The sequence below is a fragment of the Staphylococcus condimenti genome (genome assembly GCF_001618885.1).
Lineage (GTDB): Bacteria > Bacillota > Bacilli > Staphylococcales > Staphylococcaceae > Staphylococcus > Staphylococcus condimenti.
Window position 1 is genome coordinate 264,066 of sequence record NZ_CP015114.1, and the last position, 13,133, is coordinate 277,198.

The following is a 13,133-nucleotide window of genomic DNA, read 5'->3' on the forward strand; positions in this document are numbered from 1 at the left end:
AGATATGAAATTTGCAGTCATCGGCCATCCGATTAAACATTCCTTATCTCCAATTATGCATCAGGCGAACTTTGATGCTTCAGCCCGCACAGATACGTATGAAGCACTCAATATTCCGCCTAAGCATTTCCATTTAATTAAAGAGATTATGGCTGAAAAAGAGATAGATGGATTTAATATTACAATACCGCATAAAGAGCGTATTATTCCATATTTAGATGAGATGGATGCGCATGCTAAAACAATCGGAGCGATTAATACAGTTAAAATTGTTGATGGTAAATGGGTTGGTTATAATACGGATGGCATCGGTTATGTTAAAGGCTTAAAACGCGTCTATCCTCAATTAAAAGATGCACGTATCTTATTGATCGGTGCGGGGGGAGCGAGCAAAGGACTTGCTGCTGCATTGAATGAAATTGCAGAACACTCATTGTCTGTTGCAAATCGTACGATGTCTCGATTCGATAATTGGGATTTAAAGGTAAATACTTTATCATTGCAAGAGGCAGAAAAACAACTTGGTGATTTTGATATTGTGATAAATACAACGCCTGCTGGCATGAGTGATAATCAAGATGTAGTTATTTCTTTAGATCATCTCGCTCCTGATACTTTAGTGAGCGATATTGTCTATATACCGTATAAAACACCAATTTTGAAATTAGCAGAAGCTAAAGGGAATCGTATTTATAATGGTCTTGATATGTTTGTCAATCAAGGGGCTGAAAGTTTTAAAATATGGACGGGTGAAACAGCAGATATAAAAGCGATGAAAACTGCTGTGTTAAAACAATTACAAAGGAGAGATTAAATGTTAACAGGAAAACAAAAAAGATATTTAAGAAGTCAAGCGCATCATGTTACACCGACATTCCAAATTGGGAAATCGGGTTTAAATGATAATATGATTGAGCAATTGAATGAAATATTAGAGAATCGTGAATTGATTAAAATTCATATTCTGCAAAATAATATGGATGATAAAAAAGAATTGGCTGAAGCGGTAAGTGATAAAACAGATAGTGAATTAGTTCAAATCATCGGTTCTATGATTGTCTTATACAAAGAATCGAATGAAAATAAACAAATCGAATTACCATAACATGACTCAATCTGTTGTTTTATATGGAGGCCAATTCAATCCAGTTCATACTGCGCACGCTGTTGTTGCGAGCGAAGTTTATCATACTTTAAAACCTGACCGCTTTTTGTTTTTGCCAAGTTATATGTCGCCTTTAAAAGCACATCGAACTGAGTTGAATACCAGACACCGCATTCATATGTTAGAACTTGCTGCCTCTGAATTAGGCTTTGGTGAAGTTTGTTTAGCTGAAATCGAACGTAAGGGTGACAGTTATACGTATGATACAATTCGTGCTTTGAAAGAGGAATTAGGAGATGCAAAGCTTTATTTTGTAATTGGAACAGATCAATATGAACAGTTAAATCGCTGGTATCAAATAGATGCGCTGAAAGAACTTGTGACGTTTGTGGTTGTGAATAGAGACAAGGCAGAACAAGAGGTGGAAGCGGGAATGATTAGTGTCCGGATTCCAAGAATCGATATCAGTTCTTCGCTCATTAGAGAAAGAGTCAAAAATCAACAAACGATTGAAGTCTTGGTGCCTAAAAAAGTTGAAGACTATATCAGGGAGGAGCGATTATATGAAAGCTAAGAAGGCAATAAAGCTTATAGAGGATAAATTACCAGAAAAACGTTATAAGCATTCTCTACGTGTGGCTGAGACAGCAAAAAAATTAGCTGAAATTCATGATGGGCATGTTAAAAAAGCTGAACTAGCTGGTATTTTACATGATTATGCGAAATATGAGGATTTAGGTACAATGTATCAAATTGTACGCCAATATGATTTGGATAATGATTTATTAAGTTATGGTTCCGAAATTTTACATGGTCCAGTTTGTGCAGTTATGATGAAAGAACAGTATGATATTGATGATGAAGAGGTTTTACTTGCCATTAAATATCATACGACGGGCCGTGCTCAGATGACAAAGACTGAAAAAATTGTCTTTATCGCTGATTATATCGAGCCTAAGAGAACGATTCCTGGTGTGGAAGAGATTAGAGAAATGGCTTTTAAACCTGGTAATCTAGATAAAACAATTTATGAGATTTCTAAAAGAACGGTTTTATTCTTAATCGGTAATGATATCAGTGTTTATAAAGCAACGATTGATTGTTTGAATTACTATAATTTCAGTGATGAAAGAATAGAGGATGATTAAATGCAAAAAGAAGAAATTTTAAAATTGGCAGTTGAAGCTGTCGAGAGTAAAAGAGCAGAAGAAGTTATTTCATTAAATTTAGAAGGTATTAATGATATGGCGGATTATTTTGTGATTTGCCATGGGAATAACGAACGTCAAGTGCAGGCTATTGCGCGTGCGGTGAAAGAAGCGGCAGATAAAGCAGGTGTAGATATTACTGTATTCGAAGGTTTAAATGAAGCAAGATGGGTTCTTCTTGATTTATCAGGCGTAATTGTACACATATTCCATAAGGATGAGCGTAGTTACTATAATATTGAAAAGCTTTATCGTGATGCGCCAATGCAAACTTATGAGGAAGCATATTAATAATGGAGCAGTATCATGATTTTAGCCAATATTATGATGAGCTGACTTTAGATCAACCATATGAATCATGGTTGGAAATTGTAAAATCGACTGTAAAAAATAATAGTTCAATTTTAGATTTAGGATGTGGAACTGGCAGTTTGACACATCAATTAACTGAACTCGGTCCAGTTACCGGAATGGACTTAAGTCCAGATATGTTAGTGATGGCATCACAAAAGTCTGATGAGGTGAGATGGCTTGAAGGTGATATGTCTAATTTCAATCTCAAAGAAAAATTTGACGTCGTTACAATTTTTTGCGATTCATTAAATTATTTAAATAGCTATAATGCCGTAGTGGATACATTCAAACAAGTTTATAATCATTTAAATGAAGATGGTTTTTTTCTATTTGATGTTCATACAGTGTATAAGATGAATACGTTGTTTAATAATCAAAGTTATATTGATGAAACAGAACATGTTTTTCTTGGTTGGGATGCAATAGCAGGAGACGAACCCAATAGCGTTTGGCATTATATGACATTCTTTGAAAAGCAAAAAGATGGTAGTTATCGTCGATTTGATGAAGAACATTATCAAAAAACATATGATGAAAATGAATACAAAAATATGTTGGAACAAGTTGGATTTCAAAATATAACAACCTTTTATGATTTTGATTCTAATAACCATAATCCTGAAAGCGATAGATTGTTTTTTATAGTAAAAAAATAAAGTAAAATCACTCCTTTGATCGTTTATATTATAAAGGAGTGATTTTTTATGTTTGAGAAGTTGAAACTTTATATTGAAAATTATAAGCAGTTTAGATATCTAGCAATAATTTTGATTGTATCGGTAATTGCATTATTAATAATTTTTAAACCAGACGAATCATCTACAAAAATAGAAGAGAAAAACACAGTGGATTCTCAGAATAACGCCGTCAAGAAATATCAAAATGATGAACAGCAAATAGCAAGTAAAAAAGTATCAGATCCTAATATTAAATCTAAGAAAGTCATGGTCGATATAAAAGGAGCAGTTAAACATCCTAATGTATACGAAATGTCAGATACACAAAGAATAAAAGATGTTCTCTCAAAGGCTGAACCCACTGACAAAGCTGACTTAAATCTGATTAATCTTTCAGAAAAACTTGTAGATCAAAAGATGATTTATATACCGGAAAAAGGTAAGGATGCAGTAAACCCACAAATAGTAAATAATACTAGTGCAACGAGTGGTATTACATCAAATCAGCAAAAAATTAACTTAAATACTGCTAAAGAAAGCGAATTAACGTCTATAACTGGTCTAGGTCCATCAAAAGCAAAGGCAATTATAGAATACAGAGAAACTAAAGGCAGTTTTAATAAAATTGATCAATTGAAAGAAATAAAAGGATTTGGTGACAAAACCTACGAAAAACTGAAAGATTATTTGACAGTTTAAAAATCATAATATGAAATATAGTGAAAATGTAATAAAATAGTATTATTCTAAGTTTAACGACAGGAGGACTAATAGATGGACAGAATAAAATGGGAAGAATACTTTATGGCACAAAGTCATCTATTATCATTGAGGTCAACATGTACTAGATTATCTGTTGGTGCAACAATTGTAAAAGACAATAGAATAATTGCCGGAGGATACAATGGATCCGTAGCAGGTGAAGTTCACTGTATTGACGAAGGATGTTTGATGGAAGATAACCATTGCATTAGAACAATACATGCTGAAATGAATGCATTATTACAATGTGCAAAACAAGGTGTTTCTACTGAAGGCGCTACTATATATGTAACTCATTTTCCTTGCTTGAATTGTACTAAATCAATAATACAAGCAGGAATTAAAAGAATATATTATGCTCAAGATTACCATAACCATGAATATGCAATTCAACTGCTAGAACAATCCGGGATAGAATATAAAAAGATACCATTTGATGCGAGACAAGTAGCAGAATACCTAACAAAGAAGTGACAATCATTTGATTTATATAGCTTTAGCATTTTTAAACGGCATCTTACTAATTTATAATAAGCCACTTGCTATAATGCTTGCTGGCTTTTTAATATTGATTATTATTAGGAGAAAAGTACATCTATTACTAACAATATTTATATTATGTCAACCTACAATAAGTAATTATTGGTTTTCTATTTATGAAAACAACGAAAATGATAAAATAAATTGGTTTAAGAATAACAAAAAAATATCTGATATTTACACTTTTAAAGAGATCCATGTGAAAAATCATAAATTTATCTTAGGCAAGGTACTAGTCAATGGTGAATTTATTACCTTTACTTATTTTCCAAAACAAATATCAGAACTTAAAAGTTTTGAAAATTTTCCTGATTATTCTAAATGCTATGTAACTGGCAAAATTAATAATGATATGTCAGTTGGTAACAAGCCTACAGCAACTTTTAATAAATTTGATATTTCTAAATGTAAAACTGAAAAGGCAAGTAGCATATCAGAATATATTGCACTTCATAAACATTATTCTTTAAAAAGATTGCGTGATTATACTCCGTACTGGCAAAATACCTTTGCTATGATAACAGGGGATGTAAGTTACATAAGTTCTGAAAGCTTAGATATCGAAAAAGAGTTAGGTATATATCATTTACTTGCGGTAAGCAGTTCTCATGTTGTTGTCATAGCTGCTATTTTTTATTATTGCTTAAATAGAATTAACGTCCCCAGGTTCATCACACAGTTCCTAATAATTTTTACTTTATTTTTATTTGCTTACTATACAAATTTTGCTCCAAGTGCTTTAAGAGCAATATTATGTATGACTTTTGCAATTATACTCCCCAAAAAACTTTATACTTCCTTAATTGATATTCTCGCAATAGTGTTTATTATATTATGTTTTTCATCACCAAAAATTATATTTGACATTGGCTTTCAATTTTCCTTCTTAATAACTCTCTTTATTCTTATCTCTGCACCAATTCTGAAATCTTTTAATAATATACAGTCTGCATTAGCTATTACATTTATTTCTCAAGTTTCTTCTTTTGTAATTAGCGCTTATTATTTTAATCAAATTCAATGGATTGGGTTTATTTCAAATATGTTATTTATACCATATTACTCGTTAATTCTTTTTCCACTCGCAATTTTCACTTATATCTACATCCAGTTATTTACCACTAATACTTTGCTAGTAAGTTTAATTAATTTTTTCTATTCACTACACGATCAGTATTTAATAAAAATATTTAAGTATTTCGACCAATTTCGCTGGTTTATAGGTGAGTTAAATCATTTTTACGTAACTTATATTGTAATTTGGATAATATTAATTATCACTTTATTTACAAACAATTTTATCAAAAGTTCTGTTATAACTTTTATTATAGGTAGTATTTTAATTACAAAATTAACAACTCAACCTCAGACTAGATTTACAGCATTAAATGTTGGCCAAGGTGATTCTTTTCTTTTTGAAACTAAAACTAAGCATCGTGTTTTAATAGATACTGGCGGTAAAGCAACAAAAGAAGGAGATATCTTTGAATTTGGTAAAAATAAAGAAGTAAATTCTAATTCCATTAGTAAATATCATATTATGCCTACTTTTAAGAAAAGAGGCATCAATAAATTGGATTATATTATTATCACTCATCCACATGCTGATCATATCGGCGAACTTGAATACTTAATCAACCATATAAAAATTAAAAATATCATCGTGAACTTCCCAAGTTATCCTAATAAGTCATTATACTCTTTGAAAGATGCTTGCGATAAAAACCATATTAAATTGCTTAATTTTGAAGATATCAATCAAATTACAATCGATGAAAATAAAATACAATTTTTAGATACTATTTACAACGAAAGCAAGGATTTAAATGACCATTCTATAATGGCAATCATTAAAACACCTAAATATAATATATTAACTACTGGAGATGCTACGGTTAAAAACGAATCGAAACTATTACTTAATTATCTAATACCTAGAATTGATATTTTGAAAGTAGGTCATCATGGTAGTAAAACAAGTTCAAGTGACAAATTTATAAATAAGATACATCCTCGTATTAGTGTTATTTCTAGTGGAAAAAATAACACATATAAATTGCCTAATAAAGAAGTTATAAATCGGCTAAATCAAGTCGGTTCTAAAATATATAATACTCAACATGATGGCCAGATTACTTTTACTCTAGATAATGAAATACAAGTATTAACAGAGCATTAAGAAATCATGGTGTGATTCTTAGTTCTTAAGTGCTATAATTTTAAAGTATGTAATTTGTTGAGAGGTGCTATTTGTGAAAGAAAATATCATTACAATATATGGAGAGGTACCTGAATTAATCGAAAAAAAATCAAAAGAAATAGTGGATGCTTATTTACAAGAACCCAAAGATGATTTTAATTTTGTTAGCTTTGACCTGACAGAAACAGAAATTAATATTTGTATTGAGGAAATTATTACGCTTCCTTTTTTCTCTGATAAAAAAGTTGTCGTTATTAAGAATGCATATTTATTCACTGGAGACAAAGGACCAAAAGATCTTAATCAAAATATAGATCAGTTATTAGAATTTATTCAAAAATACGATGGCCAAACTTTAGTTATATTTGAAGTCTATAATCAAAAATTAGATGAGCGAAAAAAATTAGTTAAAACGTTAAAAAAGAAACTAAGATTATTAAAATAGAACAAATGTCTGAGGATGAAATAAAGAATTGGATTAAAAATGAGCTCAATCATCAATATAAAGACATTAAGCAAGATGCTTTAAATCTTTTTATTGAATTGACAGGTATTAATTTTAATTTAATTAAACAAGAACTTGAAAAAATAATTTTATTTTTAGGAGACCGTCCTACTATTGTAAAACAAGATGTGGAAACAATAGTTAATAGAAGTTTAGAGCAAAATGTATTCTTGCTAACTGATTATATTCAAAGAGGGCAAAAATCAGAGGCCATAAATTTAGTTAATGACTTAATTATAATGAAAGAAGAACCTATCAAATTGTTAGCTTTAATCACAAGTAATTTTAGGTTATATTATCAATGTAAAATTTTAGGTAAAAAAGGTTATAGTCAACAACAAATTGCCAAGACTGTTGGGGCACATCCATTCCGCGTGAAGCTTGCGCTTAGAACATCTCGACAATACGATTTAAGACAATTAATGCGTATAATAAATGCGTGTGCCGAGACAGATTATAAACTAAAGTCATCATATATGGATAAACAATTAATTTTAGAACTATTTATTTTATCAATATAAAAAAGTTCAAGCAATTGCTTGAACTTTTTCATTATTTGTCTGCGCTCATTAATTGTGATTTAATGCGGTCAGCTTTGTTATTGTGGATTAAGTTAGCTTGAGCTGCTTTATCTACTTTCTTAACAGCAACACGTACTAATTCTTGTTTGTTATCAGCATTTTCAGCGATAGCTGCTTTTGCATGTTTCACTGCTGAACGCATGTCATTTTTTTGAGAAATATTTCTTGCTTCAGCTGTTTCATTTGTTCTTACACGTTTAATAGCAGATTTAATATTTGGCATTGTATGTCACCTCCTAAAAGTGATCTATGCTCATCAAATAAATATTTGATTACAACAAGAAATATTTTATCAAATGTACTATTAAACTGCAATCATTTATTTTAACTATGGGTTTCAAGATAACGTAATTTAAAGTAAAATAGAGACTAATGATGAGAGTTCTTAATAGATTAAGATAGTTTGCATTAAATACGTAAACACGTTATTATATCAAAGATATCATACATAACGGTCTATTGAATAATACGAAAGTGAGTAGATAGAATGAACAATGAAGAACGTTTAGAACGTCAAAAGAATATACGTAATTTTTCTATTATTGCCCATATTGACCACGGAAAGTCTACATTGGCAGATAGAATTTTAGAAAATACAAAAAGCGTAGAAACTAGAGATATGCAAGCACAACTGCTAGATTCAATGGATTTAGAGCGCGAACGAGGTATTACAATTAAATTAAATGCAGTAAAACTTAAGTATGACGCTAAAAATGGCGAGTCTTATATTTTTCATTTGATTGACACACCAGGACACGTCGACTTTTCATATGAAGTTTCACGTTCATTAGCTGCATGTGAAGGTGCTATATTAGTTGTAGATGCTGCTCAAGGTATTGAAGCTCAAACATTAGCAAATGTTTATCTTGCTTTAGACAATGATTTAGAATTACTTCCTGTTGTGAATAAAATTGACTTACCAGCAGCAGAACCAGAACGTGTCAAACAAGAATTGGAAGACGTAATTGGTTTAGATCAAGACGACGTTGTTCTTGCGAGTGCAAAATCTAATATTGGCATAGATGAAATTTTGGAAAAAATTGTGGAAACTATACCTGCACCAGATGGTGATCCGTCTGCACCGCTTAAAGCACTTATCTTTGATTCGGAGTATGATCCTTATAGAGGAGTAATTTCTTCTATACGAATAGTAGATGGTGTTGTAAAAGCTGGTGATAAAATCAAAATGATGGCTAGTGGTAAAGAATTTGAAGTTACAGAAGTTGGAATTAATACACCAAAACAATTGCCAGTTGATGAATTAACAGTCGGTGACGTAGGTTACATTACTGCAAGCATTAAAAATGTTGATGATTCTCGTGTAGGTGACACTATCACGCATGCTGATCAACCCGCAGAACAACCTTTAAAAGGCTATAAAAAAATGAACCCAATGGTATTTTGTGGACTGTTCCCAATTGATAATAAAAAATATAATGATTTACGAGAAGCTTTAGAGAAGTTGCAATTAAATGATGCTTCACTTGAATTTGAACCAGAAACCTCACAAGCATTAGGTTTTGGTTTCCGTACTGGCTTCTTAGGCATGTTGCATATGGAGATAATTCAAGAGCGTATTGAAAGAGAATTTGGTATTGAATTAATTGCAACAGCACCATCTGTAATATATGAATGCATTTTGAAAAATGGAGAAAAGGTTATCGTTGATAATCCTTCTAGAATGCCTGAAAGAGACCAAATCGATGAAATATATGAACCTTATGTTCGAGCAACTATTATGGTTCCAAATGATTATGTAGGTGCAGTTATGGAGCTCTGCCAACGTAAACGAGGACAATTTATTAATATGGATTACCTAGATGATATCCGCGTGAATATCATTTATGATATACCTTTATCAGAAGTTGTATTTGACTTTTTTGACCAAATTAAATCAAATACAAAAGGGTATGCTTCTTTTGATTATGAATTAACAGGATATAAAGAAAGTGATCTAGTTAAAATGGATATACTTCTAAATGGAGATAAAGTAGATGCATTAAGTTTTATTGTCCATAAAGAATTTGCGTATGAACGTGGAAAAGCATTAGTTGAAAGACTAAAAACACTAATCCCACGCCAACAATTCGAAGTTCCAGTACAGGCTGCTGTAGGACAAAAAATTGTAGCTCGTACTAATATAAAATCAATGGGTAAAAATGTTTTATCTAAATGTTATGGTGGCGATATTAGCCGTAAACGAAAACTATTAGAAAAACAAAAAGCTGGTAAAGCTAAAATGAAAGCAGTAGGAAATGTCGAAATTCCACAAGATGCATTTTTAGCTGTATTAAAAATGGATGAAGATTAATAATAAGGTTGGGGCGAATTAAATGTCCCACCTTTTTATTTTGAAATTCAATCCGCAAAGGAGTAAACAAATGGAAACAAAAAGCGCTTATATTCATATTCCGTTTTGCGTACGAATATGTACCTATTGTGATTTCAATAAGTACTTTATTCATAACCAGCCTGTGGATGAATATTTAAATTGTTTAATCAAAGAATTTAGACAACCTGAAAAGAAAGAATTAAATACAATGTTTGTCGGAGGAGGTACACCGACAGCTTTAAGTATTAAACAATTAGAAAAATTATTAAAAGCAATTAATGATAACTACATTATTAAAAATGAATATACTTTTGAAGCAAACCCTGATGAACTTACAAATGAAAAAGTTCAATTATTAAAAGATTATGGAGTTAATCGTCTATCTATGGGTGTACAAACATTTGACCAATCGTTATTAAAAATACTTGGTAGAACTCATAATACAAATGATATATACCAAGCAGTGAATCTAGCGAATAAATTCAATATTAATTCGATTAGTTTGGATTTAATGTATCATTTACCTGAACAAACAATACACCAATTTGAAGAAAGCTTAGATATAGCACTTTCTATGGACATTAATCATATTTCAAGCTATGGTTTAATTCTTGAACCCAAAACACAATTTTACAACATGTATAGAAAAGGTAAATTAAAGCTGCCTAATGAAGACTTGGGTGAAGAAATGTATGAATTATTACTTGATAAAATTCAAAAATCTAATATGCATCAATATGAAATTTCAAACTTCAGCCAAGTCAATCATGAATCAGAGCATAATAAAGTTTATTGGAAAAATGAATACTATTATGGGTTTGGTGCAGGCGCAAGTGGATATGTAGATGGTGTAAGATACACAAATGTAAATCCAGTTAATCACTATATCAGAAAAATTGAAAATGCAGAAAAACCCATTCTTCAATCTACAATTCCAAATTTCAAAGAACAAATTGAAGAACAGATGTTTTTAGGACTCAGAATGAATAAAGGTGTTTCAAAAAAGATATTTGAAAATAGATTTAATAAACGCCTTGATGATGTTTATTCCAAAGAGTTACAAGATTTAATCAGAAAAGGATTAATCAAAGATACTGATGGATATGTTAAATTGACTGAACGTGGAAAAGTTATAGGCAATGAAGTCTTTGAAGCTTTTTTAATCGATTAATATGAACATTTTTCATTACTAATGCTTTAACATTGACTTACTTTGACCAATTTGATAAATTATAATTAGCACTTGAGAGAAGAGAGTGCTAATGAGGTGGAAACATGATTACCAATAGACAACAGAGCATTCTGAATGCCATTGTTGAAGATTATGTTGATTATGGTTTGCCTATAGGCTCTAAAACAGTTATTGAGAGACATCAAGTTAATGTAAGTCCGGCGACCATTCGAAATGAAATGAAACTTTTAGAAGACATGGGATTAATTGAAAAAGTTCATGCTTCTTCTGGAAGATCGCCATCAATTAAAGGTTTTAGATATTATGTAGACCAATTGTTGGAAAATACTTCTCCTCGGACAGAATACAATAATCAACGTTTAAATAAAATATTAGCTGATAATAATTACAATTTATCAAATGCATTAAGTGTTTATGCAAATGAATTGTCAATGTCAACTAAATATACTACGTTGATTATGAAACCGAATCAGTCAAAAGATTTAATAACTGATATTCATTTATTTAACACAGTTGCCCATTTAGTTATAATGGTAATTGTGTTTGAATCAGGCAATGTAGAACACCTGCAATTAGCAGTCCCTGAAAAAATCTCTAAAAACCGGTTAGTTCAAATAGCTAACTATATTAAAAGTATATTTAATGCTGATGAGAAAAGTGATTTTTCAGATGAGACATTTAGACATTCAAATGACTATTTGATTATCAATCAGTTAATCGAATTGTTAAATCAACGATTAAATGATTCTACTACTGATATTTTCTTTGGTGGTAAAGCAAATTTAATTGATACTTTGAATGAACAGAATGTTAATTCCATCCAACAAATTCTTCAATATTTAGAGTCCAATAAGATATTGAAATTATTTGAAGATGATAATCAATCTGGTATCGATGTAAAGATTGGTCAAGAAATCGATAATGGTTTAGAAGATATTTCTATTATTCTAAGCGATTATCACATAGACAATCATCTTAAAGGACACGTAGCAGTTATTGGACCGACAGCTATGCGTTATCAAAATGTGATTCAATTACTATATAAAGTCTAGTAATTAAGTAGTATTGGAGGACAGAAAATGACAGAAAAAGATCAATCAGTTAATAATGAAGAATTTGCTGAAAAAGAGGATAACACAGCAAAAGACTCGAATACTGACGAACAAATTGAAAAAACTGTAAGTGAAGAAGATGTTCAAAATGATTCCTCAGAAGTTGATGATAAAGAAAAGGAAATTCAACAATTAAAAGAGGAAGTAAACGAACAAGAAGAAAAATATTTACGTCTTTATGCAGAATTTGAAAATTATAAAAGACGTATTCAAAATGAAAATCAAACATTAAAAACTTATCAAGCTCAAAGTGTTCTTACAGACATCCTTCCTACAATTGATAATATAGAACGTGCTCTTCAAATTGAAGGTGAGGATGAATCATTTAAATCTCTCCAAAAAGGGGTTCAAATGGTTTATGAGAGTTTATTAAGAGCTTTAGAAGAAAATGGTTTAGAAAAAATTGAAGCTGTAGGTCAACAATTTGATCCAAATTATCATCAAGCTGTTATGCAAGATGAAGACGATTCATTTGAATCAAATGCTGTTACTCAAGAACTTCAAACTGGTTATAAATTGAAAGATCGTGTATTACGACCTTCAATGGTAAAGGTAAACCAATAAT

14 protein-coding genes and 1 pseudogene are annotated in these 13,133 nt (G+C 30.7%); 14 read left to right on the forward strand and 1 reads right to left on the reverse strand.

Annotated features, from left to right (window positions below; translation table 11 throughout):
- Positions 1–4: 4 nt before the first annotated feature.
- From aroE to holA, 10 genes and pseudogenes are all read left to right on the forward strand, one after another.
- Positions 5–814, forward strand: a complete 810-nt coding sequence (gene aroE / locus A4G25_RS01380; protein ID WP_047131810.1) for a shikimate dehydrogenase — start codon at positions 5–7, stop codon at positions 812–814.
- A complete protein-coding gene (gene yhbY / locus A4G25_RS01385) occupies positions 815–1,105 on the forward strand; it encodes a ribosome assembly RNA-binding protein YhbY (protein WP_015900464.1) in 291 nt (96 codons plus the stop codon).
- 1 nt (position 1,106) lies between these two features.
- Entirely contained in the window at positions 1,107–1,679 is a 573-nt protein-coding gene (locus A4G25_RS01390; protein ID WP_047131809.1) for a nicotinate-nucleotide adenylyltransferase, read from the forward strand.
- Complete coding sequence (gene yqeK / locus A4G25_RS01395) at positions 1,669–2,253, forward strand: bis(5'-nucleosyl)-tetraphosphatase (symmetrical) YqeK (RefSeq protein WP_047131808.1); 585 nt, start codon at positions 1,669–1,671, stop codon at positions 2,251–2,253. Before A4G25_RS01390 ends, yqeK begins: the two co-directional genes overlap by 11 nt.
- Entirely contained in the window at positions 2,254–2,604 is a 351-nt protein-coding gene (gene rsfS, locus A4G25_RS01400) for a ribosome silencing factor (RefSeq protein ID WP_046099248.1), read from the forward strand.
- A gap of 2 nt (positions 2,605–2,606) precedes the next feature.
- Positions 2,607–3,323, forward strand: coding sequence for a class I SAM-dependent DNA methyltransferase (locus A4G25_RS01405; RefSeq protein ID WP_047131807.1), 717 nt, complete (start codon positions 2,607–2,609; stop codon positions 3,321–3,323).
- A gap of 48 nt (positions 3,324–3,371) precedes the next feature.
- Positions 3,372–4,043 (forward strand): helix-hairpin-helix domain-containing protein, encoded by a 672-nt coding sequence (locus A4G25_RS01410; protein ID WP_047131806.1) that lies wholly within the window; start codon positions 3,372–3,374, stop codon positions 4,041–4,043.
- A gap of 75 nt (positions 4,044–4,118) precedes the next feature.
- Positions 4,119–4,580 carry a ComE operon protein 2 gene (locus A4G25_RS01415; RefSeq protein WP_047131805.1) on the forward strand — a complete coding sequence of 154 codons (462 nt, stop codon included), beginning with the start codon at positions 4,119–4,121 and terminating at the stop codon, positions 4,578–4,580.
- A gap of 7 nt (positions 4,581–4,587) precedes the next feature.
- Entirely contained in the window at positions 4,588–6,825 is a 2,238-nt protein-coding gene (locus A4G25_RS01420; protein WP_047131804.1) for a DNA internalization-related competence protein ComEC/Rec2, read from the forward strand.
- Between the two features lie 73 nt (positions 6,826–6,898).
- Positions 6,899–7,872 (forward strand): annotated as a pseudogene (holA, locus tag A4G25_RS01425) (DNA polymerase III subunit delta).
- Between the two features lie 31 nt (positions 7,873–7,903).
- Here holA and rpsT read toward each other — a convergent pair.
- Positions 7,904–8,155 carry a 30S ribosomal protein S20 gene (rpsT, locus tag A4G25_RS01430; protein ID WP_046099252.1) on the reverse strand — a complete coding sequence of 84 codons (252 nt, stop codon included), beginning with the start codon at positions 8,153–8,155 and terminating at the stop codon, positions 7,904–7,906.
- Positions 8,156–8,419: 264 nt separating this feature from the next.
- Between rpsT and lepA the strand changes: the two genes are divergently transcribed.
- The 4 genes from lepA (at position 8,420) to grpE (ending at position 13,132) form a co-directional block, all read left to right on the forward strand.
- Positions 8,420–10,243 carry a translation elongation factor 4 gene (gene lepA, locus A4G25_RS01435; RefSeq protein WP_047131802.1) on the forward strand — a complete coding sequence of 608 codons (1,824 nt, stop codon included), beginning with the start codon at positions 8,420–8,422 and terminating at the stop codon, positions 10,241–10,243.
- 70 nt (positions 10,244–10,313) lie between these two features.
- Positions 10,314–11,435 (forward strand): radical SAM family heme chaperone HemW, encoded by a 1,122-nt coding sequence (gene hemW, locus A4G25_RS01440; protein WP_047131801.1) that lies wholly within the window; start codon positions 10,314–10,316, stop codon positions 11,433–11,435.
- A 104-nt stretch (positions 11,436–11,539) separates the two neighbouring features.
- Positions 11,540–12,508, forward strand: coding sequence for a heat-inducible transcriptional repressor HrcA (gene hrcA, locus A4G25_RS01445; protein WP_047131800.1), 969 nt, complete (start codon positions 11,540–11,542; stop codon positions 12,506–12,508).
- Between the two features lie 27 nt (positions 12,509–12,535).
- Positions 12,536–13,132: a nucleotide exchange factor GrpE gene (grpE, locus tag A4G25_RS01450; protein ID WP_047131799.1), complete on the forward strand. Its 597-nt coding sequence runs from the start codon at positions 12,536–12,538 to the stop codon at positions 13,130–13,132.
- Position 13,133 lies beyond the last annotated feature (1 nt).

What these genes read in the sequence shown, in the direction of transcription:
- grpE (WP_047131799.1), top strand. Translation starts at nt 12,536, where the DNA reads ATGACAGAAAAAGATCAATCAGTTAATAATGAAGAATTTGCTGAAAAA.
- A4G25_RS01405 (WP_047131807.1), top strand. Translation starts at nt 2,607, where the DNA reads ATGGAGCAGTATCATGATTTTAGCCAATATTATGATGAGCTGACTTTA.
- rsfS (WP_046099248.1), top strand. Translation starts at nt 2,254, where the DNA reads ATGCAAAAAGAAGAAATTTTAAAATTGGCAGTTGAAGCTGTCGAGAGT.
- yhbY (WP_015900464.1), top strand. Translation starts at nt 815, where the DNA reads ATGTTAACAGGAAAACAAAAAAGATATTTAAGAAGTCAAGCGCATCAT.
- hrcA (WP_047131800.1), top strand. Translation starts at nt 11,540, where the DNA reads ATGATTACCAATAGACAACAGAGCATTCTGAATGCCATTGTTGAAGAT.
- hemW (WP_047131801.1), top strand. Translation starts at nt 10,314, where the DNA reads ATGGAAACAAAAAGCGCTTATATTCATATTCCGTTTTGCGTACGAATA.
- A4G25_RS01410 (WP_047131806.1), top strand. Translation starts at nt 3,372, where the DNA reads ATGTTTGAGAAGTTGAAACTTTATATTGAAAATTATAAGCAGTTTAGA.
- A4G25_RS01415 (WP_047131805.1), top strand. Translation starts at nt 4,119, where the DNA reads ATGGACAGAATAAAATGGGAAGAATACTTTATGGCACAAAGTCATCTA.
- rpsT (WP_046099252.1), bottom strand. Translation starts at nt 8,155, where the DNA reads ATGCCAAATATTAAATCTGCTATTAAACGTGTAAGAACAAATGAAACA.
- A4G25_RS01390 (WP_047131809.1), top strand. Translation starts at nt 1,107, where the DNA reads ATGACTCAATCTGTTGTTTTATATGGAGGCCAATTCAATCCAGTTCAT.
- lepA (WP_047131802.1), top strand. Translation starts at nt 8,420, where the DNA reads ATGAACAATGAAGAACGTTTAGAACGTCAAAAGAATATACGTAATTTT.
- aroE (WP_047131810.1), top strand. Translation starts at nt 5, where the DNA reads ATGAAATTTGCAGTCATCGGCCATCCGATTAAACATTCCTTATCTCCA.
- yqeK (WP_047131808.1), top strand. Translation starts at nt 1,669, where the DNA reads ATGAAAGCTAAGAAGGCAATAAAGCTTATAGAGGATAAATTACCAGAA.